The following is a 24,983-nucleotide window of genomic DNA, read 5'->3' as shown; positions in this document are numbered from 1 at the left end:
AGTGTCAGGATTAAAACGATTCTAAGTCTGCATCAAGAATAGATATGCTGCGGGCGCACAATAACCTTTTCAGTGTAATCACATTGAAAGTATTATGTAAAAATAAGTCATTATGAACTTTTCTGCGCGCGCACAGGTTCACTGCATAGCGGCTATGCGCCGCTGGCGTAACCAGTGAAGTCGGTTTATGTTAAACGCGAAGCAAATTGACCCAATGTCAGGAAAGCCAACCGTGCGTGATCTGAAAATACCCGAACAAAGACACCCCGAAAAGGCGCATCGACCTGACAATGCAGCGCCGCGCAAGCCCAAGTGGATTCGCGTAAAGGCGCCGGGTGGCGCGGGATATGCCGAGACTCACAAAATCATGCGTGACAACAATCTGGTCACTGTCTGCGAAGAGGCCGGATGCCCCAACGTAGGTGAGTGCTGGAGTCAGGGTCACGCGACCATGATGATCATGGGTGAAATCTGTACGCGCGGGTGCACCTTCTGTAACATCGCGACCGGTAAGCCTGACACGCTGGACGCATTCGAGCCGGGGCGTGTGGCCCACGCTGTGCACAAACTGGGCCTGAATCATGTGGTCATCACTTCAGTCGATCGAGATGATCTTTTGGATGGCGGGGCTGAACATTTTGCGCAGACCATCCGCGCGGTACGCCACCGGTCGCCCAAGACAACGATCGAGATTCTGACGCCGGATTTTCTAAAATGCGACCCTTCGGTGCTTGAGGTCGTTGTCGAAGCCAAGCCGGATGTGTTCAATCACAATCTGGAAACGGTGCCCGGCCTTTATCCGCAGGTCCGTCCCGGTGCGCGGTACTTTCATTCGCTACGTCTGCTGCAGCGGGTCAAAGAAATGGATCCGTCGATCTTCACCAAATCCGGCATCATGGTCGGGTTAGGAGAGGACGAACAGCAGGTTCGCCAGATCATGGATGACATGCGCGCCGCTGATATCGATTTTCTGACCATCGGCCAGTATCTGCAGCCGACGCCCAAGCACCATGGCATTGATCGTTTCGTCACACCGGAAGAGTTCGCAGCCTACGAAAAAGCCGCCTTTGGCAAAGGCTTTCTTATGGTTTCAGCAACACCATTGACGCGATCATCGTACCATGCGGGTGATGACTTTGCCCGCCTACGCGATGCCCGGCAAAAGAAGTTGGGTGAGGGGTGAAACCCGAGCTTCAATCCTGGCTGACCGAAAAGCGCCATGAGTTGCATCAGGTGCCTGAGGTTTCAGGAGAAGAACGCGGAACCGCTGCGAGCATATCCAACCTCTTGCAGGCTTGTGGGCCAGACGCGGTGCTGACGGGCATTGGTGGTCATGGAGTCGCGGCGATCTATGACAGCGGACGTCCCGGACCGACTATTGGTATCCGCTGTGAACTGGACGGCTTGCCGATTCAGGAAATCTCAAGTGCCAGATACGCGTCTCAATATCCTGGCAAGGGTCACCTGTGCGGCCATGATGGCCATATGGCGATGGTGCTGGGTGTTGCCTTTGTGCTTGGGGATAATCGCCCGACTATGGGGCGGGTCGTTTTGATCTTTCAGCCCGCCGAAGAAACCGGACAGGGCGCGATCGCCTATCGCGCCGACCCCAAGTTTTCAGACATTTCGCCCGACTATATGTTTTCTTTGCATAACCTGCCGGGGCTGGAACTGGGGGCGGTAGAGCTGTGTTCGGGTCCGGCTAATTGCGCATCGCGTGGGATGCGGGTTGTGTTGGCGGGCAAAACCTCTCATGCGGCGGCTCCTAAGGATGGGCTGTCACCAGCCGGAGCACTGGCAGAGCTGATGCCCGCTTTGGCCGCTCTGGGGCAGGGCGGGGTACTGGATGCGGATTATGCGCTGACAACGGTAACTCACGCGCGGCTGGGCGAAGCCACATTCGGCGTCGCACCCGGCATCGCCGAGATATGGGTAACTTTGCGCACGGTCTCGGACACGCGCATGACCAGCCTGATCCGCGATGCTGAGCAGATTGTTACCGCAAATGCGCAAGCGCATGGATTGGGTGTCAAAATCACCTATGATGACGTGTTTGAGGCTTGCACAAATTCGGATGATGCTGTGCAGATCGTGTCAGAGGCTTGCCGCCTGCGTGATGTGCCATGCAAGCTTGTGCCGACCCCGCAACGGTTCTCGGAAGATTTTGGGCAATTCGGCAAAGATGCTAAGACCGCGATGTTCTGGCTGGGCGCAGGGCGGGATCACCCGCAATTACACAATCCAGATTACGATTTCCCCGACGCGCTGATCCCAATCGGGACCGACATCTTTCTGGCAGCCATCGAACAAACGCTCATGGCTTAAGCTTTCTGGGCTGGCTTTCCGCCCAGTCGGGCCACGCTCCCATGTACTCAATACCCGCAATCGCCAGACAGACGAGGATTGCACCGAAAACCAATTTCACGCGCCGCTCTGACGGAGGGTTCCGTCCCCATTGAGACATGCGAAGAAAGTGGCGTAGGTTCATCCGTCCTGATCTTCGACAAACCGGACCTTGCCAATGAACGGTAGGTTGCGATTGCGTTGTGCGTAGTCGATGCCATAACCCACAACAAATTCATCAGGGATTTCAAACCCGATCCAATCCGAGCGGAAATCGACCTCGCGCCGGCTGGGCTTGTCGAGCAGCGCAATGGATTTCAACCGATGAGGTTTACGGGTTCGAAGCAACTTGGAGACATGGTTCAACGTATGACCGGTGTCCACGATGTCTTCGACCACCAGCACATCGCGCCCTTCAATTGTGCCTCGCAAGTCTTTGAGAATGCGTACTTCTCGGCTGCTTTCCATCGAGTCCCCATAGGACGATGCTTCTAGAAAGTCGACCTCGATGGGCAGGTCTAACTCGCGCACCAGATCGGCGATGAAGACGAAACTGCCCCGCAGCAGCCCCACGACGACGAGCTTGTCGGTTCCGCCATACTCGGCCGTGATTTCCCGGCAAAGTTCTTCGATCCGGGCCGCAATTGCCTTGGCCGAGATCATCTCATCTATCACATATGCGCGCTGGCTCATCGCTGCCCCCTTGATCTTTGGCGCGCAACATACGAAATCACGCGCCATTGTCACCAATTAATCCCGGATATCATGCCAACCCATTCCGAGACCCGCCCACTGCCTTACTCCGCTCAGCAGATGTATGATCTGGTCGCGGATGTCGCAAACTACCCTGAGTTTCTGCCCTGGTGTGCCGCGTCCCGCATCCGCCGGACCTATGCTGCTGGCGATGGCAAGGTGATGGAGGCAGATCTGGTGATTTCATTCAAAGTGTTCCGCGAACGCTTTGGCAGTCGCGTCACGTTGTTTGATGCGCAAAAACGGATTGATACCGAATATCTGGACGGCCCCTTCAAATACATGCGTTCGGATTGGCAGTTCGAAGACACGGATGAGGGCTGCAATGTTTCGTTTCATGTTGATTTCGAGTTCAAGAACGCGATTCTGCAGGGGATCATTGGTGTTGTGTTCAACGAAGCCATGCACCGCATCGTGCGTGCGTTCGAACAGCGTGCCGCGGTCCTTTACGGCTGAGGCTTTACGCCCGGGGCGCGCGCGCTAGACTGCGCCACATGACCGATCTGACATCTGCTCTTGCTGAATTTGCCGTTGGCCCCGTGTCGACCACGGCCCAGGCCCGTATCGTGACCTCTCTTTCCGCTTTGGACTGGCTTGCTGTGGGGCGGGCAGGTACAGATGAGCCGGTATCCCGCATTATCCGCCAGATGGTTATTGGCGAGAGCGGTGCCGCGCAGACCCGCCTGTTTGGAGGTGGCTCGGCCCCGTTGCGCGCTGCGGCGCTGGTGAACGGCACTGTGTCCCATGCGCTTGACTATGACGATACGCATTTCGCCCATATCGGCCATCCGTCGGTTGCTGTATTTCCTGCTGCCCTTGCACTTGCAGCGTGGGAAGATCGACCGCTGGTCGATTTGCTCGAAGCTGCGCTTGTCGGGATGGAGCTGTCGATCCGCATTGGCCTGTGGCTGGGTCGTGATCATTATCAGGCCGGGTTCCACCAGACCGCCACCGCAGGCGCGTTTGGGGCCGCCGCCGCCGCAGGGCGCCTTATGGCGCTTGATGCCAAGCAGATGCGTGACGTGTTGGGTCTGACTGCGACTCGCGCGTCTGGGCAGAAGTCGCAGTTCGGAACCATGGGTAAGCCGTATAATGCAGGGCTTGCGGCCTCAAACGGAGTTGAGGCCGCTCAGTTGGTCCGCAACGGGTTTCAACCCGGCGCTGATGCTCTGGAGGGCTCGTTTGGGTTTGGGGCGACGCATCTGGGGGCAGGCGACAGCTCCAGCGCGCTGAATGGGCTGGGGGATGAATGGTTGTTTGAAAATGTCAGCCACAAGTTTCACGCCTGTTGCCACGGCCTGCACGCTGCGCTTGAAGCCGCACTTGATCTCGATATCGCTGAGCCGGAAGTCGCCGAGATCAAGGTCAAGACTCATCCCCGCTGGATGAGTGTCTGCAATCAATTGCAGCCAACCAGCGGATTAGGAGCAAAATTCTCGTATCGCACGGTGATCGCAATGCAGGCCATGGGATACGATACGGCGTTGCCCGGGAGTTATTCCGACAAGATCTGCGCCGATCCACGGTTGCAGTCCTTGCGAGACCGGATCACGGTCGAGGCCGATGACAGCCTGTCTGAGACGCAAGCCCGTCTATCGCTCTTGCGCCGTGATGGCGCGCACCGCGAAGCCACCCATGATCTGCTGGCCCCTAAGTCACTTTCAGATCGTGAAGATCGGGTCAGGGATAAAGCCTCAAAACTTATTGGAGGGGATGAGGCAGACGCCGTTTGGTCGATGCTGCGCACCGGCGGGCGCGCAGCGGATTTTGCTGAAAGGCTAGCTGACTAAGCAACTCGCCAGTGCAGTGGGAAGCCGGGGTCGAATACTGTGACAGGACCGTCACCGCTTTCGATTTTGGTGGGATAGATGACCTCATCGACTTTGGTCAGCGTGATGGTGTCTTCATTCACCGGCAAGCGATAAAATGCGGGGCCGTTGAGCGAGGTAAATGCCTCCAGCTTGCCCAATGCATCTGCGCGCTCAAACATTTCGGCCAACAGTGACATCGTGTTGGTTGCAGTGAAACACCCGGCACAGCCACAGGCCATTTCTTTGTTCGCATCCGTGTGCGGCGCGCTGTCTGTACCAAGGAAAAAGCGCGCGTCACCCGACGTCGCTGCAGTCAGAAGCGCCAGCCGATGCTCTTCACGCTTGGCGACTGGAAGGCAATAGTAGTGCGGTTTGATGCCGCCAACCAAGATATGGTTGCGATTGATGATCAGGTGGTGCGTCGTAATGGTCGCGCCCAGATCCTTTTCGTTCGACTTCACGTATTCCACGCCGTTTGACGTCGTAATGTGCTCCATCACCACACGCAGCCCCGAAGTCGCCTTGCGGATCGGATCGAGAACGCGGTCGATAAATACGGCCTCACGATCGAAGATATCGATGTCAGCATCCGTGACTTCACCATGCACACACAGCGGCAGGCCGATTTCGGCCATTTTTTCCAGAACAGGCCGTACCTTGTCAAAGTCGCGCACACCCGACGCGGAATTGGTCGTCGCCCCGGCCGGATAGAGCTTGACCGCTTTGACCAGACCGCTGGCATGGGCGACGGCCACATCGGCGGGGTCTGTGTTCTCGGTTAGATAGAGCGTCATCAAAGGCTCGAACTTCATATCGTCCGGCAGTGCTGCCAGGATACGATCCCGATAAGCCGCGGCTTGATCGCTCGCCACAACTGGAGGCACGAGATTGGGCATGATTATTGCACGGGCAAAATGGCGCGCGGTTTCAGGGAGAACGGCTTGCAACATTGCGCCATCGCGCAAATGCAGATGCCAGTCATCGGGGCGGCGGATCGTCAGCATATCGGTCATGACCCTCGGCTAGCACAGCCGGTATCAAGGGAAAAGCCTTGTCATCCGAGTAGATGGCCGTAGATCCCTCAAAGGCCCCGGTCTTGACGCGCGCGTGCTGCCGTGACCTCTTAGGCCGAACGAAAAAGAGGACTTCATGACACAGCCAAGCTCTATCGATGCCGTGCAGCAGCTTCTGACCGCGCAAGGCTATGTCTGCGGCCGGGCCTTGGCCACGGTCGTGTTTCTGTCCCTCAAACTCGGACGTCCGTTGTTTCTGGAAGGTGAGGCGGGTGTGGGCAAGACCGAGATTGCCAAGGCTCTGGCCTCAGGATTGGGTCGGCGCTTGATCCGCCTGCAATGCTACGAAGGCCTAGATGCGTCCTCGGCCGTATACGAATGGAACTTTCCCGCCCAAATGGTGGCGATCCGCACCGCCGAGGCATCGGGTGGCGCTAATCGGGATGCATTGCAGACCGAACTGTTCTCGGATGACTATCTGATCGAACGCCCGTTGCTGCAAGCCATGCGCCCGGATGCAAATGGCGCTCCGGTTCTGCTGATTGATGAGCTCGATCGCACCGATGAGCCATTTGAGGCGTTTCTGCTGGAAGCGCTTAGCGACTTTCAGGTCACCATCCCCGAACTTGGGACCATCAAAGCACCCGAACCGCCCATTGTGATTGTTACATCGAACCGAACCCGCGAAGTACACGACGCACTAAAACGCCGCTGCCTCTATCATTGGGTTGATTACCCTGATTTTGCCCGTGAGATCGAAATCCTGCACGCACGCGCGCCCGAAGCGGCCGAAGCGCTGAGCCGCGAGGTGGTTGCCTTCGTGCAGCGCCTGCGCACGGAAGACCTGTTCAAGAAACCTGGTGTGGCAGAGACTATCGATTGGGCCAAATGCCTGCTGGCGCTGGATGTCATCAACCTCAGCCCCGAGGTGATTGGCGATACGCTGGGCGCCATACTGAAGTACCAAGACGACATCCAAAAGTTGCAAGGGTCTGAGGCGAAACGCCTTCTCGATCAGGCCAGGGCTGATCTCGAGCCGGCCTGATGCTTCTTTCTCTCGCAAATATTTCGAGGGTTTGATGGCCGAACAACTCCCGCTCGATATCCCAGACACTCCCAAGCTGGCGCAGAACATCACCCATTTCGCGCGGGCCTTACGCAAGGCGGGCTTGCCAATTGGAACCGGGCGTGTGGTTGATGCGATCCGCGCGGTGCAGGCCGCTGGATTTACTGAGAAACGGGATTTCTACTGGACTTTACATGCCTGCTTCGTGAATCGGCCGGAACATCGCACTGTATTCGCTCAAGTCTTTCGCCTCTACTGGCGCGACCCGCGCTATCTTGAACATATGATGTCCATGATGTTGCCCGCCATTCGGGGTGTACAGGAAGAGCGCAAAGCGGATGCGGCAGAAAAGCGTGCGGCCGAAGCTTTACTGGATGGGGTCGAGCGTGACCTGCCTGAAACGGTGGAACAGGAAGAAGAAAGCGAGATCGAAATTGACGCGACCCAGACCGCGTCGTCTGAAGAACGTCTGCGCAACCTTGATTTTGAACAGATGAGCACATCTGAAATCGCCAAAGCCAAGCGCATTCTTTCGTGCCTGACCTTGCCAGTCAAACCTATCGAATCGCGGCGTGGCCAAGCCAGCCACTTAGGCCAACGTATCGATCGGGCCCGAACACTCAGGTCCTCTATGCGGCAGGGTGGCGAGTTGCGGGACATTGCCCGCCTGCAACCCAAGCCGCGCTGGCCGAATTTGGTGGCGCTCTGCGATATCTCCGGTTCGATGAGCCAGTACAGCCGGATCATCCTGCACTTTCTACATACCGTTTCGAACGCCAAGGGCGCCGGGTGGGCGAAAGTCCACGCCTTTACGTTTGGAACCCGGCTAACAAACATTTCCCGTCATCTGCATCAGCGCGACGTCGATGCCGCACTGGCCGCCGCCGGGGCTGAGGCGCAGGATTGGGAAGGTGGAACACGGATCGCGGACTGCCTGCATCAGTTCAACCGCGACTGGTCGCGGCGCGTCATGGGGCAGGGGGCAGTGGTTCTGCTGATCACCGATGGGCTCGAGCGGGGCGATCCAGAGTTGTTAGAGAAAGAAATCGAACGCCTGCATTTGTCGTCACGGCGACTGATCTGGTTGAATCCGTTGCTGCGCTGGGATGGGTTCGCACCAAAAGCGCAAGGCGTTGCGGCGATGCTTCCGCATGTCGACAGCTTCCGAGCCGGGCATTCGATTGCGTCACTTGAAGATCTAGCGGCTGTAATCTCACAACCCGATGATCAGGGGCAGAAAGCGCGGTTGATGGCCGCGCTCTCCAAGTAGGTGTTAAGATAGCTGTTCTTCATTGCACTTACGGGCCATTTCCATGGCTTTGTAGGTGCCTGTCAGATCGACGGTGAAGGCGAACTCTTTTTCGGGAAACACAACCATTACCTTTTTCTTGGCAAGGTCATCGGCAAATTGAGGGTCGTCTGACAACACGTACCCGCCCGAATAACCTTTGGTGATGTTCCCTTTCATGCCGGTGGCCTCACCAACATAAATGTTGTCACCGATCAGGATGGCGACAGCCTCTTTCTCGCCTTTCTTGATGTTGGTTTCGGCTTTGGTGAAGACACCAACATAACCAACACCACGATCTTCGGTCAGGCCCATCTGTACAACGTTTTCGCTGTCATCTACCGCTTCGATCAAGCAGGATTTCTTATCCTGATCGATGAAGACCTTCCAACCTTCAACTTCGCCGTATTTCAGAAATGTATCTGCCCAACCGGCGCTGGCAGCCATCATGCCAATCGCCGTTCCTATTGTAAGAATGCGTTTCAACTGTTTGTCTCCGCTTTGAAATATGCAGGGTGATTCCGAGCACAGCCCGGAACCGGCAGAAGGCTAGAATGCGGATGGATAACATTCAATGTTTTGTGAATGTGAATTCGAAATTGGCTTGTTCGCGCTGGATGATCGGCCCGCCGACCGCTTTTCATTGTTCCAAAGCTGACTATGTTGAAGCCGAGCAAGGCCGGAGGTCTCAATGGAACGATTCGATAGCAGCCCGGAAACCGCACTGAAATGGCATCGCGCCGGGAAAGGCGCGGCTCTGGCCACTGTGGTCGAAACCTGGGGCAGCGCACCGCGCCGTGTTGGTGCGCAGCTGGTTATTTCCGGGGATGGGCGGATCGAGGGTTCGGTCTCGGGTGGCTGTGTTGAGGGCGCCGTGATTGTCGAAGCGCTGGAAGCGATCGAAGAGGGCGAGGCACGGCTGCTGGAATTTGGTGTCAGCGACGAAGATGCCTTTGCCGTCGGGCTGGCTTGCGGTGGCACGATCCGCGTCCTGGTTGAACCGGTCGGCAGCGTTCTGCCCGAAGCGATTTTGGACGAACTTGTCGCGGCACGCGTACGGCGTGAACCCTTGGCGTATGAGGTCAATATTGAAACCGGCCATCGTGCACTGCGACGCAATGCCTATACCAAGCGCCTGCGCATGGACAGGTCCGGGTTCGAGGAGGATGGTCAAACCTTTGTTGCCGTTCACAATCCTCCGTTGCGGCTGATCGTGGTTGGAGCTGTGCACATTGCTCAAGCGCTGGTACCGATGGCGCACATCGCAGGCTACGATACAGCAATTGTCGACCCGCGCGAGGCGTTTGCCTCAGACGCCCGCTTTCCGGGGGAAACAATCCTGAAGGATTGGCCGGATGAGGCCGTGGCCAAGTTGGGGTTGGACACACGAACTGCACTTGTCCTGCTAACTCATGATCCTAAGCTGGATGACCCCGCTCTTCAGTCAGCACTGTCAGCCAATGTGTTCTACATCGGTGCACTCGGTTCCAAACGCACCCACGCCAAACGAGTGGACCGGATGAAGCAAGCAGGTTTCACAGATGACCAAATTTCGCTGATTCACGGGCCGATCGGGCTGGATATCGGTGCGGCCAGCCCTTCTGAGATTGCGGTGGCCATTCTGGCGCAAATGACGGCGGTTCTGCGGGGCAAGGCGTGAAGTTCGGATCGGTTCCTCTGTCCGATGCCTGTGGCGCCATTCTGGCCCATTCGGTCAAGGCGGGCGATTTCAAGTTGCGGAAAGGGATTGCGCTGACGTCCGAAAACATAGCGCATTTGCAGCAAGCCGGTCTGAGCGAAGTAACCGTCGCCCGATTGGAACCCGGCGATTGCCACGAGGATGAGGCGGCGGCACTGCTGGCGACAGCGCTTGTGCCGGACCCTGCTCAGGCAAAGCTGCGTGTAACTGATGCGTTCACCGGGCGGGTCAACCTGTTGGCTGACGGGCCGGGGGTGGCGGTGTTGAACCCTGATGCCCTGCAAAACTTCAATCAGATCAACCCTATGATTACTGTTGCGACGGTTCCACAGTACCAACAGATGGCTGCAGGCGGCATGGTGGCGACGATCAAGGTGATCTCATACGCGGTGCCTCGATCCGAGGTGTTGGGCGCGGCCCGTCTGGCGCGTGGTGCCATTCGGTTGACAACCCCGCGATACCGAAACGCAGGCCTTATCGTGACCGAAATTGCAGGAGGACCCTCGAATAAAAAGGGCATCGCTGCCATTCGGGGCCGGGTTGAAGCACTGGGTATGGATTTGACCGACATTCAGGTTGTGCCACATCGGATGGGCGATCTAAGCGCATCGCTTTCCTCCGTTCGTGGCGAGATCGTCCTGATTTTGACCGGATCAGCCACATCAGACGAAAATGATGTGGCGCCCGCGTCTATACGGGCGGCGGGAGGGGTCGTTGATCGTTTTGGGATGCCCGTTGATCCCGGAAATCTTCTGTTTCTGGGGTCTCTGAGGGATCGCCCGATTATTGGCTTGCCCGGGTGCGCCCGCTCACCGGCATTGAACGGAGCGGATTGGGTCTTGTCACGCGTTGCCTGCGGGATCGAGACAACCGGCGCGGACATCGCGGCTATGGGGGTCGGAGGTCTGCTGAAGGAAATCCCGACCAGACCACAACCGCGGGCTGCTCGGGTGAAATGACGTAACGGCATTTTTTGCACTTTCGTTTGCGAACGTCATCATTTGACGATTGCGCTGAGAAGTTGCCCAAAAAGCAGGTAAATATTTTTGTTCTCAAACGAAATTTACCGTGTTTAACTCGACCTTAGCAAAAAAAGCCAAAATGGGAGGATCTTATGACCAAGGTCTCAATGACCGTTAACGGTGTTGCCGTCAGCGGTGATGTCGAAGGCCGGACCCTGTTGTCCGGATTTCTGCGCGACCATCTGAATTTGACCGGAACACATATTGGCTGCGACACGGCGCAGTGTGGTGCCTGCGTCGTGCATGTGAATGGCGAAGCGGTCAAATCCTGCAACATGCTGGCCTTGGAAGCGGACGGCGCGGATGTGGGTACGATCGAAGGACAAGCTGCCGAAGACGGTACATTGAGCGCCATTCAGCAGGCCTTCCAGGATCATCACGGGTTGCAATGCGGGTTCTGTACGCCGGGCATGGTGATGAGTACCGCGGCGTTGCTCAAGGAAAACCCCCGCCCGACCGAAGGCGAAATTCGCAAATACCTTGAGGGTAATCTGTGCCGATGCACGGGCTATCACAACATCGTCAAGGCGATCATGGCCGCATCGGGTCAGGACGTTTCCAGCATCGCCGCCGAGTGAGGCGGGCAAGAATTTTCGACGAAAATTCTTTTCCAGTGAGGAGAACAAGCAATGCCCAAAGACAGTGGCATCGGAGCCAGTTCCAAGCGGCGCGAAGACGTGCGCTTTCTGACGGGAGCAGGCAATTATACCGACGACATCAACGTACATGGTCAAGCCTACGTCCATTTCCTGCGATCCGACATCGCGCATGGCCGGATCAGCAATATCGATACATCTGCGGCTGAAGGTATGCCGGGTGTGGTGAAGATTTTCACCGGTAAGGACTTTGAAGGCGTGGGCGGAATGCCCTGCGGCTGGGAAATCACCGACCGTCATGGTGCCCCGATGCAGGAGCCTCCGCATCCCATTCTGGCGCAGGGCAAAGTGCGCCATGTGGGCGATCCAATAGCGGCTGTTGTGGCCGACAGCCTTGAGCAAGCTCGCGACGCTGCCGAAGCGATCGAGGTGGACATCGAAGAATTGCCTGCCGTTATGGATATGAAGGCTGCTGCGCAAGATGGCGCAACACTTATCCACGACGATCTGAAGAACAACATTTGCTATGATTGGCATCTGGGCGAAGAAGACAATGACAAGGTCAACGAGGTCTTTGCCAACGCGGCGCATGTAACCACTCTGGATCTGATCAATAACCGTCTGGTCGCCAACCCGATGGAGCCACGCGTGGCGGTGGCTGAATACAGCCGGGGAACCGAGGATTACACGCTCTATACCACTTCGCAGAACCCGCATGTGATCCGCCTTCTGATGTGTGCCTTCGTTCTGGGCTTGCCCGAGCACAAGGTGCGTGTAGTAGCCCCGGATGTTGGCGGAGGGTTCGGCACCAAGATCTTCCACTATGCGGAAGAGGCGTTTTGCACCTTCGCCGCCAAGGCTTGCAACCGCCCGTTAAAGTGGACGGCCAGCCGGTCTGAGGCGTTCATGTCGGACGCGCAGGGTCGTGATCATGTCTCTACGGTTGAACTTGCGTTGGACGCGGACAATAACTTCACGGGTCTGCGCACCAACACTTATGCCAATTTGGGTGCGTATCTTTCGACCTTCTCAAGCTCGGTTCCGACCTGGTTGCATGGCACTCTTATGGCGGGCAACTACAAGACGCCGGTAATTCAGGTGAATGTGAAGGCGATGTTCACCAACACAGTGCCAGTGGACGCCTATCGCGGCGCGGGTCGCCCAGAGGCGACGTATCAGTTGGAGCGCGTCATCGACAAAGCCGCACGCGAGTTGGGTGTTGATCCGATTGCCCTGCGCCGTCAGAACTTCATCACCCAGTTCCCCTATGACACGCCGGTGGCGCTGACATATGACACTGGGGACTACAATGGGACGATGGACAAGCTGGAGGCCGCAGCCGATCTGGCCGGCTTTGCCGCACGACGTGCGGAAAGCGAGGCCAATGGCAAACTGCGTGGTCTTGGCGTCAATTGCTATATCGAGGCTTGTGGCATCGCACCGTCGAACATTGTCGGTATGTTGGGGGCCCGGGCGGGTCTCTATGATGCCGCCACGGTACGCGTGAACGCCACAGGCTCGATCAGCGTCATGGTTGGTGCGCACAGCCACGGGCAGGGGCATGAGACCGCCTTTCCGCAGGTTGTGGCCGATATGATCGGCATCGATGAGTCGATGGTCGAGATTGTCCATGGTGATACGTCGAAAATACCTTTCGGCATGGGCACATATGGCTCGCGTTCGCTGGCGGTCTGTGGTTCGGCCATGGTCAAGGCGACCGAGAAGATTATCGACAAGGCCAAGAAGATCGCGGCCCACCTGCTGGAGGCGTCCGAGGCCGATATCGAGCTGAAGGACGGACAGTTCAGCGTTGCCGGTACTGACAAATCGGTAGCCTGGGGTGATGTGACCCTGACGGCTTATGTGCCGCATAACTTCCCGCTGGAAGTTGAACCGGGGCTGGAGGAGACCGCGTTCTATGATCCGGCCAACTTTACCTTCCCGGCGGGGGCATATGCCTGTGAGGTTGAGGTTGATCCCGAGACTGGCCAGGTCACGATCGAGGCCTTCACTGCCGCCGATGACTTTGGCAACATCGTGAACCCGATGATTGTTGATGGTCAGGTTCATGGCGGTATTGGTCAGGGCATCGGTCAGGCGCTGCTGGAAAACTGTGCCTATGACGAGAACGGCCAACTGCTGAGCGCATCCTTCATGGATTACGCGATGCCACGCGCGGATGATTTGCCATTCTATGGAGTTGATCATTCCAGCCAGACGCCTTGTACGCACAACCCGCTGGGCGTGAAAGGCTGCGGTGAGGCCGGGGCCATCGGTTCGCCGCCTGCTGTTGTCAACGCGGTGTTGGATGCGCTGAACGCAGGTGGCAAGGCGGTCGATCACATCGACATGCCAATGAGCCCCTCGCGCGTTTGGGCTGCGATGAACGGCTGAGTTTGTAGGGCGGGTGCGAGGGGCCAGCCCCTCGCGCTCCCCGAGGTATTTATAGCCAGATGAAGAGCGGATTTGCGTTCTTCGGAAAGGAAGACGAAATGTACAATTTCGAGTTTGAGAGACCCTCGACCATCGCTGATGCGGTTGCCGCACTCGGGGGGGAAGATGCGCAGGCGTTGGGAGGCGGGCAGACCCTGATCCCTACGTTGAAGCAGCGATTAGCCGCGCCATCCAAACTGGTGTCGATGAACGGGATTGCCGAGATGCAGGGTGTTTGCATCGAGGATGATGGTTCGGTGGCCATTGGTGGGGCGACGACCCATGCCAATGTTGCGGCGAAAGCAGCGGGCAGCTATCCTGCGCTGGCGGCATTGGCCGGTCAGATCGGTGATCCTGCGGTGCGCAACCGCGGTACCATTGGTGGCTCTGTCGCCAACAATGATCCAGCGGCCTGTTATCCAGCAGGAGTGCTGGGTTCGGGGGCGACGATTGTCACCAATACTCGCCAAATTGCGGCGGATGATTTCTTTCAGGGTATGTTCACAACGGCTCTGGAAGAGGATGAGATCATCACTTCAGTGCGTTTTCCTGTGCCTCAGGCGGCGAGCTATCAGAAGTTCCTGCAGCCAGCGTCCCGATTTGCATTAGTCGGAGTTTATCTTGCCCGGTTTGCAGATGGCGTTCGGGTCGCTGTAACCGGTGCTAGCGAAGAAGGCGTGTTCCGGTGGTCTGAGGCCGAGGAAGCCTTGAACAAAGAGTTCAGAACCGATGCTTTGATGGATCTGCACGTCAACCCGATGAACATGATCGGGGATTTGCATGGCAGTAAAGAATACCGAGCGCATCTTGTTGGGGTGATGACAAAACGCGCCGTCGAAGCCTGCAGCTAGGCAGGGTTTCGATCAACTTGTTGAGCCCCGGTGAAAGCCGGGGCTTTTCATTTCTTCCTGACCCTTGGTGGTTTTGCCGGGCGCCAGTATGCGCCGGTGTCTTCTCTGGCGGTTTGATATCGATCCACACGGTCGCGCGCGGCTGATCCTCCGGCGGCGAAGAGATGACCGAGCAGGCATTCGAGTACGGCCATAGCGCCGGAGAAACTGGAAAAGTGATGCTGCGCGCGGGTACTGACGGGCAGAATAACGTCGGGGTCTACGCCGGGGGCAATGACTTCGCTATCTGATAATAAGACTATGCGCATATTGCGTTTGCGCGCAAAGCGCATGGATTGGATGGTGTCGGAAGAATATGGATGAACGGTGATGGCGAACAGGCAGTCGGTACTGTCGGCCTCGAGCAGATCATCAATGGCAGAACCCATGTGCCGGGGGATCAGTTGAAACCCGGGATGTGCCATCCGTCCCGCATAATGAAAGTAATAGGCCAGCGCATAGCTGGCCCGAGTTGCGGTAACAAAACAGCGCTTTGCTGAAACCAGATGATTTGTTGCCTGCTGTATTGTTGCCGGGTCCGCAAGGCGTAGCGACCGGGCGACGACATTCAGTTCATTCTGGGCAAATCCGGCTTGCGCCGCGCTGAAGTCATCCCCTGCTTTCATGCGGTTGAGCCAGTCCTGTCCAAGTCGATCCTCGCGGTCGGTGACAAGGGTTTGGCGGAACGGCATTCTGAATGCTTCGAAACTGTCGAAACCCAGGCGATACGCCAGACGCACAAGGACGTTTGAACTGACGCCGATCTTGTGTGCGCTAACACGGATCGGATCAAGCCCGAAATCGCCGGGATGGTCGATGATGTATTTCGCGGCGGCCTGCATTTGTTGCGGCAGGGTGTCGATATCGCTGCGCAGCTGTTCAATCAGTTGGGTTGGCGTGTGTTGCATGAGTCTAGAAAAACAAATGTTATGAGAAAAGCAAATTGAAAACGTACTGCCGATGTATACTTCGGGATCAAACTGAATGGGTGACACGATGTCAGCAACAGACTCCGAAATGAGGGCGCACCAGTCCCTGCCATACATTTTGGTCGCGCCGAATGGAGCGCGCAGGGGGCATGGGGATCATCCCGGACTGCCGGTCTCAACGGACGAAATCATCGCAACCTCAAAAGCATGTAGCTTGGCAGGTGCAGACGGGCTGCATCTGCATGTGCGCGATCAGGCGGGTCATCACTCATTGGATGCGGGCTTGTATCGTGAAGCCATCGCGGAACTGCGCCTGGCTGTGCCCCGGATGGACATTCAGATTACCACCGAGGCTGCAGGTGTTTTCAACGTTGAGGCTCAGTTCGAATGTCTGAAAAAAACACGGCCGGATTGGGCGTCAATTTCCGTGCGCGAGATTGCTCGGTCACCCGAGATTGCGCCACGAGTCTATGCACTGTGCGCGGATCAAGGGACGCGCGTTCAACATATCCTCTATGATGCAGACGACGCCAAGTTGCTGGCCCGCTGGCAAACGGAAGGGGTGGTAAAGCCCGGTCAGATCGAACGTCTACTGGTTCTCGGCCGCTATTCCACTGAGCAGGAATCGAGACCAGAAGATCTGGATACATTTCCGGAAAGCACTGACCCGTGGATGGTCTGTGCGTTTGGGGCGCAGGAGCACAAATGCCTGCAGAAGGCTGCGCAACTTGGCGGTGATGTACGCGTTGGTTTTGAAAACAGCTTGGCTGGTCCGCATGGCCAGAGCTGGGCTGATAATGCCGCGTCAGTCGCGGCGCTGATCAATCTTCTGAAAGGAGCCGCGAAATGAGCCACGTATTTCCACGCCACACAAAATCCGAATTGCCGATCGCGGCCGGAGGGGACGGGTGCTATCTGATTGATTCAGCTGGCCAGCGCTTCTTGGATTGTGGGGACGCTGCAGTTTCGTGTCTTGGTCATTCCAACGAGGCTGTGATCAAAGCTGTGCAAGAGCAAGTGGCGCAGATTGCGTTTGCCCATACCGGTTTCATGACTTCGGAACCGGCTGAGACGTTGGCGGATTTATTGATCGAACATGCTCCGGGCGATCTGGATCGGGTGTATTTTGTCTCGGGCGGGTCCGAGGCGACCGAGGCTGCGATCAAGCTGGCACGGCAGTATTATTTGGAAACCGGTCAGCCTGAACGTTGTCACGTTATTGCACGTCGGCAAAGCTATCACGGCAATACATTGGGGGCACTTTCGGCAGGCGGCAATGAATGGCGGCGGGCGCAGTTTGCCCCGATGCTGATCGAGATGACCCATATCGCGCCTTGTTATGAATACGCTGAAAAGACTGATGGCGAGAGCAGCTTTGACTACGGTCAACGCGTCGCGAACGAGTTAGAAACGGAAATCCTTCGGCTTGGGCCCGAAACAGTGATGGCCTTCATGGCAGAGCCCGTTGTTGGCGCGACCTTAGGGGCTGTTCCTGCGGTCGAGGGATACTTTAAGCGTATTCGCGAGATTTGCGATCAATACGGTGTTCTACTGATCCTTGACGAGGTGATGTGTGGCATGGGACGTACCGGGCACTTGTTTGCCTGCGATCATGATGGCATTGCACCAGATATTCTTTGTATCGCCAAAGGGTTGGGGGCAGGGTATCAGCCGATCGGAGCAATGCTGTGCTCGGGCCAAATCTATGATGCGATCCGGGATGGGTCCGGCTTCTTCCAGCACGGCCATACCTATGTTGGGCATCCGGTTGCGACTGCTGCCGCTCTGGCTGTTGTGCGGGAACTTACATCGCGTGACCTGCCAGCTCGGGCTGGCGTGATGGGGGACAAGTTACAGAGTATACTGGAAAACAGGATTGGCCAGCACCCGAATGTCGGGGATATTCGTGGGCGCGGCCTGTTCCGTGGGATCGAGCTCGTCTCGGATCGGGATACGAAAACTCCGTTCGATTCATCACTCGGCGTCGCCGGCAAAATCAAAAAAGCAGCAATGGGTGAGGGGTTAATCTGTTACCCGATGTCTGGAACGCGTGATGGACGCAACGGCGATCATATCCTGCTGGCTCCGCCATTTGTCATCGAAGATGAGCAGTTGGTTGAGCTGGTCGACAAATTGGAACGGGCGATTTCTTCAGTTATCTGATCTCGCCGTGTAGCCAAACAATAAAAAGCCCCTTCGATGACGGAGGGGCTTTTGTCATTCAATCAGAAGAACGCTTACTTCTGTGGCAATGGGCCAATCATCATGATCATCTGACGGCCTTCCATCTTGGGCATGTTCTCGACCTTGCCGATTTCCTTAGTGTCCACGGCTACACGCTCGAGCAGCTCGCGCCCCAGGTTCTGGTGCGCCATTTCACGGCCACGAAAACGCAGTGTGACTTTGACCTTGTCGCCGTTCTCAAGAAACTTGAAGACATTGCGCATTTTGACTTCATAGTCATGCGTATCGGTGTTGGGCCGGAACTTGACCTCTTTTACCTCAATGATCTTTTGCTTCTTGCGGGCTTCGCTTTCGCGTTTCTGCTGTTCGTACTTGAACTTGCCGAAATCCATGATTTTGCAGACCGGCGGGTTCGCGTTAGGCGAAATCTCAACCAGATCGAGTCCGGCATCGGCGGCCATCTGCATGGCTTTCGCGGGCTGAACCACCCCGACATTTTCACCTTCGGCGCCAATCAGGCGAATTTCGGTGGCACGGATCTTGTCATTGACGCGCGGGCCGGTATCTCGCTGTGGCGGCGCGTTGTGAGGTCTGCGGGCTATGGGTTTATTCCTTTGATGATTGCAGAATTTCGAGCCCGGAATTTAGACCGGGCTGACAGGTGTTTCAAGCGGCATAAGTGCCAGCTACCCGGAAAATTCCGAGTATCTGGCAGGAATTGGGCTGCTCGGGCACTAAAATGCCCGACCGTGATACGTATTCAGCCCACAAAGGCCTTTTCGATCACGAATTCTTTGGGTTCCGAATTGGCGCCTTCGCGCAAACCAAAGTCTTCCAGGATCGCCTTGATGTCATGGTTAAACGCAAGGCTGCCGCAGACCATGGCGCGGTCGGTTTCGGACTTGATACCACCTTCGATGCCCAGATCGGCAAATACTGTACCGTCTTTCAGCAGCTCGGTGATACGGCCCATCTTTGGGCTCTCTTCCCGGGTCGTGGTCGGGTAATAGCGAATTTTATCGGCGAAACCTTCGCCAATCAGTTCGGCCAACATCTCGTCTTGCTTGATGCTCTCGATCAGTTCACGACCGTAATCCAGTTCAGCTACGTCGCGGCATGTATGAGTGATGATAACTTCATCGTAATCTTCATAGGTCTGAGGTTCGCGCAGCAGCGAGGCAAAGGGCGCAAAGCCGGTGCCGGTGGCAAAGAACCAGATGCGCTTGCCGGGCAGCAAAGCATCATGCACCAACGTGCCAACGGGCTTTGGACGCAGGATGAGCTGATCGCCGGGCTGGATGTGCTGCAGTTTCGAGGTCAGCGGGCCATCCTGCACCTTGATCGAATAGAACTCCAGTTCTTCGTCCCAAGACGGAGAAGCAATTGAATATGCACGCAGCAAAGGTTTGCCGTTATCGCCAAGTAGACCGATCATCACGAACTCACCCGAACGAAAGCGCAGCGAGGCCGGGCGCGACACCTTGAACGAGAACAGGCTGTCGGTCCAATGCTTGACCTCGGTCACGGTCTGGGCATCTGGCAGGACGGGGGCCTTTACGGCGGTTGCTTCACTCACGGGCTTCATCTCTGTCATCGTTTCACTACCGGTCTGCTAAACCGGTATCTCCGTTTAATCTTTGATCCAAGTCAGGAAAAGGGGCAGATTGCCCCTTTGGTCTAACAGGCTGGCTATAGCGAGTTAGCCGCGCAGGCGGGCCTGATAGTTGTTATCTTGCCAGTTGGCGCGCGCCAACCACTGATCTTCGGGCTGGCGAGCGGCAAGGCTATGATCGATCTCGACCTCGTCGAACCCACTGCGTCGCGCCATGGCGTATTGATCGGCCAGTACGTGGCCTTTGGCACGAAGACGACCGGTATACCCTTTCAAACGCAGTACGCGCGCGATGGTGAATCCGCGTCCGTCCGCGGAAGACGGAAAATCGACGCGCACCATCTGAGCGCTGCCCAAACGATCAATCAATTCATCCGGGTCCGTGTCCGAGGTCACGTCAAGCGCAACAACGTCGTTGGCGGCATCGTCCAGCGTGACAAAGCCATCGGTCCAGTCATCGGGCGAAAAACCCTCGTCATTTACGATTACGTTCATGTTTTCTCTCCGGCGCGGACCATCTTTCCATCGACAAAATGGATTCCGCACTCTTCCTTGTTCTGATCGCGCCAGCGTCCGGCGCGGGGGTCTTCGCCTTCTTTGACCGGCGAGGTGCAGGGCGCACAGCCGATCGAAGGGTATCCTTTGGCCACCAGCGGATGCCGGGGCAAGTTGTTTTCGTCCATATAGGTGCGTACATCCTCGGGCGCCCAATGGGCCAGCGGATTGACCTTGATCCGACCCGTACCGTCTTCGACCTCGAAGAAATCGAGCGATGCGCGCGTGCCCGCCTGAAACCGCTTGCGACCCGTGATCCAGCCGCAATAGCCAGACAGGGCCTGTTGCAACGGAAAGGTCTTGCGCAGATTGCAGCACGCGTCCGTATCGCGCAGCCGCAGTGCACCATATGGATCATCCCGCTGAACATCCTCGTCACCCGCCTGGATGATGTGGACATTCGTCAGGCCAAGGCGATCGCTGACGTCCTGCTGATACTCCAGCGTCTCGATGAACAGCATCTGCGTGTCTACGAACAGGACCGGCGTGGCCTTGTCGACCACGGCCGCCATATGCAGCAACACAACCGATTCAGCCCCAAAGCTGGAGACAAGCGCCAGCTTTTCGATCGCCTCAATCGCGCCGTGCATCACGTCATGGGCACTGTGGTGCCGAAACCGTGCGTTTAGCGCGTCGATTTGTTCAGTCAACTCGCGTCGGTTGCATCCCAGTTCCGTCTGGATCAGATCAAGCGGCATTCGCCTGCGCCTCGGGGTAGAGTGCTGACTTGAACGGGGCCATGCCTACGCGACGATAGGTTTCAAGAAACGTCTCCTCGTCGCTGTTGCGCAGTTCCAGATAGGCTTCGACGATACGTTCGACTGCGGGCACGATCTCATCATAGGCAAAGCCGGGACCCGTGCGGTCACCAACGGCCGCAGTCTCTGTCGCATCACCGCCCAGTGTGATCTGGTAGTTTTCAACGCCAGCGCGATCCAGACCCAGAATGCCGATATGGCCCACGTGGTGATGACCACAGGCGTTGATGCAGCCTGAGATCTTGATCTTCAGGTGGCCGATATCATGCTCAAGTTTCAGGTCTTCAAACCGGGTCGCGATCTCCTGCGCAACTGGGATCGAACGGGCCGTCGCCAGCGCGCAATAGTCCATGCCAGGGCAGGCGATGATGTCACTGATCAGACCAATATTGGCGGTGGCCAGTTCGTGTTCCTTTAGCTTTGCGTGGATCGCGGGCAGGTCCGATTTGTGAACATGCGGCAGGATCACGTTCTGCTCATGGCTGATGCGCAGTTCGTCATATGCGAACTGTTCGGCCAGATCGGCCATGACGCGCATCTGTTCGGCAGTTGCATCGCCCGGCGTTTCACCGTGCTTCTTGATCGAGATCGTGACAATCGCGTGGTCCGCATCCTTGTGCGGCGCGATATTGGTGTCGACCCAAGACCGGAAGACCGGATCGTTGGTGAAGGCCGACTCAAAAGACGCAATCGAGGCTTGGCGGAATGCAGGCGGGGCAAAGTGGCCCTTAATCTCTTCCAACAGGTTCATATCCGCGCCTTTGAATTGCGGGCGAACCTGCAGGAAACGCTCGTTGACCTTCGCGCGGATCGCATCGATTCCGTGCTCGTGTACCGTGATCTTGATGCGGGCTTTGTACTTGTTGTCACGGCGACCGATTTGGTTCCAAACCGAAACTGTGGCTTCGAGGTAAGCCAGCAGGTCGTCGAAGGCGACAAACTCGGACAATTCCTTGCCAATCATTGGCGTGCGGCCAAGCCCACCGCCCACGATGACGCGGGCGCCCAAAACACCGTCCCGCTCAACCAGCTGCAGGCCGATGTCATGCGCTTTGATCACGGCGCGGTCGTTTTCCGAGCCGGTGATGGCGATCTTGAATTTGCGCGGCATGAACTGGAATTCCGGGTGGTCGGTCGACCACTGACGCAGCAGTTCGGCATAGGGGCGTGGGTCCGCAACCTCATCGGCAGCCGCACCGGCGAAATGGTCAGCGGTAACGTTACGGATTGTGTTGCCCGAGGTCTGGATGGCGTGCATCCCAACCTCGGCCAGCGCGTCCAGCATATCCGGCACGTCATTCAGTTTCGGCCAGTTATACTGGATGTTCTGACGGGTGGTGAAATGGCCATAGCCCTTGTCCCACTTTTCAGCCAGCAGAGCCAGTTGGCGCATTTGCGCGCTGTTCAGCGTGCCATAGGGAATGGCAACGCGCAGCATGTAAGCGTGCAACTGCAGATACAGACCGTTCATCAGACGCAGAGGTTTGAATTCATCTTCAGTCAGCGAACCGTCGATGCGGCGCTCGACCTGGGCGCGGAACTGTGCGTTGCGCTCGGTCAGAAAGTCGTGATCAAACTCGGAGTAGCGATACATGTCTAGCTGTCCTTAGTTGCAGCCCCGGACCCGGGGCCTTGAAGGGGAGAGAGACAGGCCTGAGTTCAGGCCCGGGGCTGCGAGGAGGATTCCTGTTTGCCGTGGGCATAGTTGGACGGACCAGTCCGGCGGAAATCCTCCCGAAAATGGGCGGGTTCGGGGCCGTTATCGCCGTCTACGGCGTCAGCGAGATAGGCACCTACGATCTTGTTGGCCTGACGTGCGGCGTCCAACAGGCGTACCTGTGCATGTGCCTCGTCAGTGATCAGCTCGGCCTCGGACAACTCACGCGACCAGCGGTCGTCTTCTGTCTGGTAAATCACGTCGCCCTCAAGCAAGTCGTTGGCGGTGACGACTTTGGGGGAAAAAGCACGGGCCATCAGGAAAACTCCTTATTGAAAACCGGGATGATTTGATCCCCACCAGCCAACACAAAAGCAGTCAGACGGCGCACGGCAGCTACAATGCCGGACTTGTAAGCTCGTATTTTGGATTGTGTGGCCTGCATTGGAGGGTCTCGTAGCTGAATTGACTTGAGTACCAATATAGGAAATATTCCCGCATTAACGCCATATCCGCCGACAAATAAGGACATATGTTCGAGATTTGGCGGAAGCTGGAACCTTGATCCTGAATTGGAAGGAAAATTGGAATGTCGGTGCGGATAGACGATACGGATCGGAAAATTCTAGCCGAGCTGCAGCGCGATGCGAGCCAGTCGCTCGACGATATTGCGGTACGTGTGGGGAGCTCGAAGACACCTGTTTGGAATCGCATTCGCAAGCTGAAGGGAGCGGGGGTCATCGGCCAGCAGACTGTATTGCTGGACGCCGAGGCGCTGGGATTCGAAGCTACGTTCTTTGTACTGATCCGCACTTCCGAGCATGAAGCGGATTGGCAGAAGAAGTTCCTGAAGGCGCTACGCGATCGTCCGGAAGTACAGGAGGCTCATCGTCTTGCGGGTGACATTGACTATATCCTGAAAGTTCGGGTCAAGAATGCGCGCGCCTATGATGCATTTTATCAGGCGCTAATTTCAGAGGTTCGGGTGCACAACGTTACAGCCCTGCTTTCGATGGAAGAGATCAAGTCGACCACCATGTTGCCATTGAAATCAGACGGGACAGCGTGAATTGGTTACAGAGCTCTGCCCAGTCCCCCGAGGACGCCCCAATAAGGTTTTCCTGCCAGTTGAGGCGCGATCCCGGTTTCGTTATCCAGATGGTGTGAAACAGGTGCGGATGGTCAGATTTCTACCATGAGTTTCGAAAGGCCATGGAAGTGGTAGCTATCTGAATATTGCGGTTTTTCGACCAACCTTAAGTCAGGGTAACGTTTGAATAGGATCGAAAGCGCGACCCGCATCTCAAGGCGTGCCAGTGGGGCGCCGACGCAAAAATGCAGGCCTCCACCAAAACTGGTGTTGGCGCTGATCTTACGCGTCGGATCGAAGACATCTGAGTGTGGCCAAACGACAGGGTCGCGATTGGCAGCCCCTAAAAGCAACGCAACTTCATCGCCGCGTGCAAAGCGGTGGCCAAAAATTTCAACTTCGTCATAGGCATACCGCCTGAACATATGGAGCGGCGGGTCGAAACGCAGGATCTCCTCGATCGTTGTGTCGATGGTGTCAGGCGATAAGACAGGTTGTTGGGCCCTTGTTGCGAGTATCGTTTTCACGCCATTGCCGATCGCGTGTACCGTCGCTTCGTGTCCGGCGTTCAGCAAAAGAATGCATGTCGTGATCAGTTCATCGCGCGAGAGTTTCTCGCCGTCTTCTTCTGCAACAATCAACCGGGTTATCAGATCTTCGCGGGGATCTTTTCGTCGTTTCTCGATGTAGTCTTCGAGATAGGTGGTGAATTCTTGGGTGGCACGGACCGCATCATCTTCGGTCAGGCGGGTTCGGTTGGCCTGATACATAGCCACCATTGCGTGTGACCAATGCAAAAGCTGCGGTGCCATTTCCTCTGGAACACCAAGCAGGCGGCAGATCGTGATAACGGGAATCTGTGTGCAATAGGCCTGCAGCAGATCAAAAGGACCATCGGGGAATTTCTCGACTAAATCGTGGCACATCAATTCGATGGATGGTTCTAGCGCGGCGATGGCGCGGGATGTAAAGGCCCGCAAGACCAGTGATCGAAGCCTAGTATGCCGGGGTGGTTCGAGTTCCAGCATCGAATGCGATTCGACATTGAGCCATGGTGCAAGGTGGCTGGGGCCGGGTTTGGCAAGTTCCGCCGGTGTTTCGCGCCCGAAGCGTCGATCGCGCAGCAGCGTGTTCACCGCCTTGTGCGAAACAGCTGCTACAAGACCATAGTCCTCCCAATAGAACAGATCGCCTTGCTGACGTGCACGGTCGTAAAATGGGTATGGGTTCTGAACGAACGCCGGGTCGGTCGGGGATTGGAACAGCGTCTTCATGCGGTGCAGA

At 56.7% G+C, this 24,983-nt stretch carries 25 protein-coding genes; 14 read left to right on the top strand and 11 right to left on the bottom strand.

Annotated features, from left to right (window positions below; all coding sequences use genetic code 11):
* The first annotated feature begins 232 nt into the window (after positions 1–232).
* Together lipA and BLU89_RS04690 are read left to right on the top strand one after the other, a co-directional pair.
* Positions 233–1,183: a lipoyl synthase gene (gene lipA / locus BLU89_RS04695; RefSeq protein ID WP_074736396.1), complete on the top strand. Its 951-nt coding sequence runs from the start codon at positions 233–235 to the stop codon at positions 1,181–1,183.
* Complete coding sequence (locus BLU89_RS04690) at positions 1,180–2,325, top strand: amidohydrolase (protein ID WP_074734859.1); 1,146 nt, start codon at positions 1,180–1,182, stop codon at positions 2,323–2,325. The genes lipA and BLU89_RS04690 overlap by 4 nt, the downstream gene beginning before the upstream one ends.
* A 159-nt stretch (positions 2,326–2,484) precedes the next feature.
* On the opposite strand, the gene hpt is transcribed toward BLU89_RS04690, so the two are convergent.
* On the bottom strand, positions 2,485–3,036 hold the full coding sequence (gene hpt, locus BLU89_RS04685) for a hypoxanthine phosphoribosyltransferase (RefSeq protein WP_074736394.1): 552 nt from the start codon (positions 3,034–3,036) through the stop codon (positions 2,485–2,487).
* Positions 3,037–3,108: 72 nt separating this feature from the next.
* On the opposite strand from hpt, the gene BLU89_RS04680 reads away from it, so the two are divergent.
* Positions 3,109–3,552 (top strand): type II toxin-antitoxin system RatA family toxin, encoded by a 444-nt coding sequence (locus BLU89_RS04680; RefSeq protein WP_074734858.1) that lies wholly within the window; start codon positions 3,109–3,111, stop codon positions 3,550–3,552.
* 38 nt (positions 3,553–3,590) lie between these two features.
* Complete coding sequence (locus BLU89_RS04675) at positions 3,591–4,886, top strand: MmgE/PrpD family protein (RefSeq protein ID WP_074734856.1); 1,296 nt, start codon at positions 3,591–3,593, stop codon at positions 4,884–4,886.
* On the opposite strand, the gene pyrC is transcribed toward BLU89_RS04675, so the two are convergent.
* Positions 4,883–5,920 carry a dihydroorotase gene (pyrC, locus tag BLU89_RS04670; protein WP_074734855.1) on the bottom strand — a complete coding sequence of 346 codons (1,038 nt, stop codon included), beginning with the start codon at positions 5,918–5,920 and terminating at the stop codon, positions 4,883–4,885. The two genes, BLU89_RS04675 and pyrC, sit on opposite strands and share 4 nt — an antisense overlap.
* A 136-nt stretch (positions 5,921–6,056) precedes the next feature.
* On the opposite strand from pyrC, the gene BLU89_RS04665 reads away from it, so the two are divergent.
* Positions 6,057–6,965, top strand: coding sequence for an AAA family ATPase (locus BLU89_RS04665; protein WP_074734853.1), 909 nt, complete (start codon positions 6,057–6,059; stop codon positions 6,963–6,965).
* Positions 6,966–6,999: 34 nt separating this feature from the next.
* A complete protein-coding gene (locus BLU89_RS04660) occupies positions 7,000–8,256 on the top strand; it encodes a vWA domain-containing protein (RefSeq protein ID WP_074734852.1) in 1,257 nt (418 codons plus the stop codon).
* A 3-nt stretch (positions 8,257–8,259) separates the two neighbouring features.
* Here the strand turns inward: BLU89_RS04660 and BLU89_RS04655 are convergent, their stop codons facing one another.
* A complete protein-coding gene (locus BLU89_RS04655) occupies positions 8,260–8,760 on the bottom strand; it encodes a hypothetical protein (RefSeq protein WP_074734850.1) in 501 nt (166 codons plus the stop codon).
* A gap of 205 nt (positions 8,761–8,965) precedes the next feature.
* On the opposite strand from BLU89_RS04655, the gene BLU89_RS04650 reads away from it, so the two are divergent.
* The 5 genes from BLU89_RS04650 (at position 8,966) to BLU89_RS04630 (ending at position 14,875) form a co-directional block, all read left to right on the top strand.
* Positions 8,966–9,934, top strand: coding sequence for an XdhC family protein (locus tag BLU89_RS04650; protein ID WP_074734848.1), 969 nt, complete (start codon positions 8,966–8,968; stop codon positions 9,932–9,934).
* Positions 9,931–10,932 (top strand): molybdopterin-binding protein, encoded by a 1,002-nt coding sequence (locus BLU89_RS04645; RefSeq protein WP_074734846.1) that lies wholly within the window; start codon positions 9,931–9,933, stop codon positions 10,930–10,932. Before BLU89_RS04650 ends, BLU89_RS04645 begins: the two co-directional genes overlap by 4 nt.
* Before the next feature lie 155 nt (positions 10,933–11,087).
* On the top strand, positions 11,088–11,573 hold the full coding sequence (locus BLU89_RS04640) for a (2Fe-2S)-binding protein (RefSeq protein ID WP_074734845.1): 486 nt from the start codon (positions 11,088–11,090) through the stop codon (positions 11,571–11,573).
* 51 nt (positions 11,574–11,624) lie between these two features.
* Complete coding sequence (locus tag BLU89_RS04635; protein WP_074734843.1) at positions 11,625–13,985, top strand: xanthine dehydrogenase family protein molybdopterin-binding subunit; 2,361 nt, start codon at positions 11,625–11,627, stop codon at positions 13,983–13,985.
* Positions 13,986–14,083: 98 nt separating this feature from the next.
* Positions 14,084–14,875, top strand: a complete 792-nt coding sequence (locus tag BLU89_RS04630) for an FAD binding domain-containing protein (protein ID WP_074734842.1) — start codon at positions 14,084–14,086, stop codon at positions 14,873–14,875.
* A 47-nt stretch (positions 14,876–14,922) separates the two neighbouring features.
* On the opposite strand, the gene BLU89_RS04625 is transcribed toward BLU89_RS04630, so the two are convergent.
* A complete protein-coding gene (locus BLU89_RS04625) occupies positions 14,923–15,822 on the bottom strand; it encodes a MurR/RpiR family transcriptional regulator (protein WP_074734840.1) in 900 nt (299 codons plus the stop codon).
* An 88-nt stretch (positions 15,823–15,910) separates the two neighbouring features.
* Between BLU89_RS04625 and BLU89_RS04620 the strand changes: the two genes are divergently transcribed.
* Together BLU89_RS04620 and BLU89_RS04615 are read left to right on the top strand one after the other, a co-directional pair.
* Complete coding sequence (locus tag BLU89_RS04620; RefSeq protein ID WP_074736392.1) at positions 15,911–16,693, top strand: beta-keto acid cleavage family enzyme; 783 nt, start codon at positions 15,911–15,913, stop codon at positions 16,691–16,693.
* A complete protein-coding gene (locus tag BLU89_RS04615; RefSeq protein WP_074734839.1) occupies positions 16,690–18,006 on the top strand; it encodes an aspartate aminotransferase family protein in 1,317 nt (438 codons plus the stop codon). Before BLU89_RS04620 ends, BLU89_RS04615 begins: the two co-directional genes overlap by 4 nt.
* 74 nt (positions 18,007–18,080) lie before the next feature.
* On the opposite strand, the gene infC is transcribed toward BLU89_RS04615, so the two are convergent.
* The 6 genes from infC to BLU89_RS04585 form a co-directional block, all read right to left on the bottom strand.
* A complete protein-coding gene (gene infC / locus BLU89_RS04610; protein WP_245709698.1) occupies positions 18,081–18,542 on the bottom strand; it encodes a translation initiation factor IF-3 in 462 nt (153 codons plus the stop codon).
* 245 nt (positions 18,543–18,787) lie between these two features.
* Entirely contained in the window at positions 18,788–19,621 is an 834-nt protein-coding gene (locus BLU89_RS04605) for a ferredoxin--NADP reductase (RefSeq protein WP_074734836.1), read from the bottom strand.
* Between the two features lie 105 nt (positions 19,622–19,726).
* Positions 19,727–20,134, bottom strand: coding sequence for a DUF934 domain-containing protein (locus tag BLU89_RS04600; RefSeq protein ID WP_074734834.1), 408 nt, complete (start codon positions 20,132–20,134; stop codon positions 19,727–19,729).
* Positions 20,131–20,892 carry a phosphoadenylyl-sulfate reductase gene (locus BLU89_RS04595; protein ID WP_074734833.1) on the bottom strand — a complete coding sequence of 254 codons (762 nt, stop codon included), beginning with the start codon at positions 20,890–20,892 and terminating at the stop codon, positions 20,131–20,133. Before BLU89_RS04595 ends, BLU89_RS04600 begins: the two co-directional genes overlap by 4 nt.
* Positions 20,882–22,546, bottom strand: a complete 1,665-nt coding sequence (locus BLU89_RS04590; protein ID WP_074734831.1) for a nitrite/sulfite reductase — start codon at positions 22,544–22,546, stop codon at positions 20,882–20,884. Before BLU89_RS04590 ends, BLU89_RS04595 begins: the two co-directional genes overlap by 11 nt.
* A gap of 65 nt (positions 22,547–22,611) precedes the next feature.
* On the bottom strand, positions 22,612–22,926 hold the full coding sequence (locus tag BLU89_RS04585; protein WP_074734830.1) for a DUF2849 domain-containing protein: 315 nt from the start codon (positions 22,924–22,926) through the stop codon (positions 22,612–22,614).
* Positions 22,927–23,198: 272 nt separating this feature from the next.
* Between BLU89_RS04585 and BLU89_RS04575 the strand changes: the two genes are divergently transcribed.
* On the top strand, positions 23,199–23,678 hold the full coding sequence (locus BLU89_RS04575) for an Lrp/AsnC family transcriptional regulator (protein WP_074734827.1): 480 nt from the start codon (positions 23,199–23,201) through the stop codon (positions 23,676–23,678).
* Between the two features lie 113 nt (positions 23,679–23,791).
* Here the strand turns inward: BLU89_RS04575 and BLU89_RS04570 are convergent, their stop codons facing one another.
* On the bottom strand, positions 23,792–24,973 hold the full coding sequence (locus BLU89_RS04570) for a cytochrome P450 (protein WP_074736388.1): 1,182 nt from the start codon (positions 24,971–24,973) through the stop codon (positions 23,792–23,794).
* Positions 24,974–24,983 lie beyond the last annotated feature (10 nt).

Origin of the sequence: Ruegeria halocynthiae, assembly GCF_900106805.1 — a bacterium.
Taxonomy (GTDB): domain Bacteria; phylum Pseudomonadota; class Alphaproteobacteria; order Rhodobacterales; family Rhodobacteraceae; genus Ruegeria; species Ruegeria halocynthiae.
This window is presented reverse-complemented; position numbering and strand designations above follow the sequence as displayed.

Excerpts from the sequence above, each read along its gene's own strand:
- hpt (WP_074736394.1), bottom strand. The coding sequence starts at position 3,036 with ATGAGCCAGCGCGCATATGTGATAGATGAGATGATCTCGGCCAAGGCA.
- BLU89_RS04680 (WP_074734858.1), top strand. The coding sequence starts at position 3,109 with ATGCCAACCCATTCCGAGACCCGCCCACTGCCTTACTCCGCTCAGCAG.
- BLU89_RS04675 (WP_074734856.1), top strand. The coding sequence starts at position 3,591 with ATGACCGATCTGACATCTGCTCTTGCTGAATTTGCCGTTGGCCCCGTG.
- pyrC (WP_074734855.1), bottom strand. The coding sequence starts at position 5,920 with ATGACCGATATGCTGACGATCCGCCGCCCCGATGACTGGCATCTGCAT.
- BLU89_RS04665 (WP_074734853.1), top strand. The coding sequence starts at position 6,057 with ATGACACAGCCAAGCTCTATCGATGCCGTGCAGCAGCTTCTGACCGCG.
- BLU89_RS04660 (WP_074734852.1), top strand. The coding sequence starts at position 7,000 with ATGGCCGAACAACTCCCGCTCGATATCCCAGACACTCCCAAGCTGGCG.
- BLU89_RS04650 (WP_074734848.1), top strand. The coding sequence starts at position 8,966 with ATGGAACGATTCGATAGCAGCCCGGAAACCGCACTGAAATGGCATCGC.
- BLU89_RS04640 (WP_074734845.1), top strand. The coding sequence starts at position 11,088 with ATGACCAAGGTCTCAATGACCGTTAACGGTGTTGCCGTCAGCGGTGAT.
- BLU89_RS04635 (WP_074734843.1), top strand. The coding sequence starts at position 11,625 with ATGCCCAAAGACAGTGGCATCGGAGCCAGTTCCAAGCGGCGCGAAGAC.
- BLU89_RS04630 (WP_074734842.1), top strand. The coding sequence starts at position 14,084 with ATGTACAATTTCGAGTTTGAGAGACCCTCGACCATCGCTGATGCGGTT.
- BLU89_RS04625 (WP_074734840.1), bottom strand. The coding sequence starts at position 15,822 with ATGCAACACACGCCAACCCAACTGATTGAACAGCTGCGCAGCGATATC.
- BLU89_RS04620 (WP_074736392.1), top strand. The coding sequence starts at position 15,911 with ATGTCAGCAACAGACTCCGAAATGAGGGCGCACCAGTCCCTGCCATAC.
- BLU89_RS04615 (WP_074734839.1), top strand. The coding sequence starts at position 16,690 with ATGAGCCACGTATTTCCACGCCACACAAAATCCGAATTGCCGATCGCG.
- BLU89_RS04605 (WP_074734836.1), bottom strand. The coding sequence starts at position 19,621 with ATGACAGAGATGAAGCCCGTGAGTGAAGCAACCGCCGTAAAGGCCCCC.
- BLU89_RS04600 (WP_074734834.1), bottom strand. The coding sequence starts at position 20,134 with ATGAACGTAATCGTAAATGACGAGGGTTTTTCGCCCGATGACTGGACC.
- BLU89_RS04595 (WP_074734833.1), bottom strand. The coding sequence starts at position 20,892 with ATGCCGCTTGATCTGATCCAGACGGAACTGGGATGCAACCGACGCGAG.
- BLU89_RS04590 (WP_074734831.1), bottom strand. The coding sequence starts at position 22,546 with ATGTATCGCTACTCCGAGTTTGATCACGACTTTCTGACCGAGCGCAAC.
- BLU89_RS04585 (WP_074734830.1), bottom strand. The coding sequence starts at position 22,926 with ATGGCCCGTGCTTTTTCCCCCAAAGTCGTCACCGCCAACGACTTGCTT.
- BLU89_RS04575 (WP_074734827.1), top strand. The coding sequence starts at position 23,199 with ATGTCGGTGCGGATAGACGATACGGATCGGAAAATTCTAGCCGAGCTG.
- BLU89_RS04570 (WP_074736388.1), bottom strand. The coding sequence starts at position 24,973 with ATGAAGACGCTGTTCCAATCCCCGACCGACCCGGCGTTCGTTCAGAAC.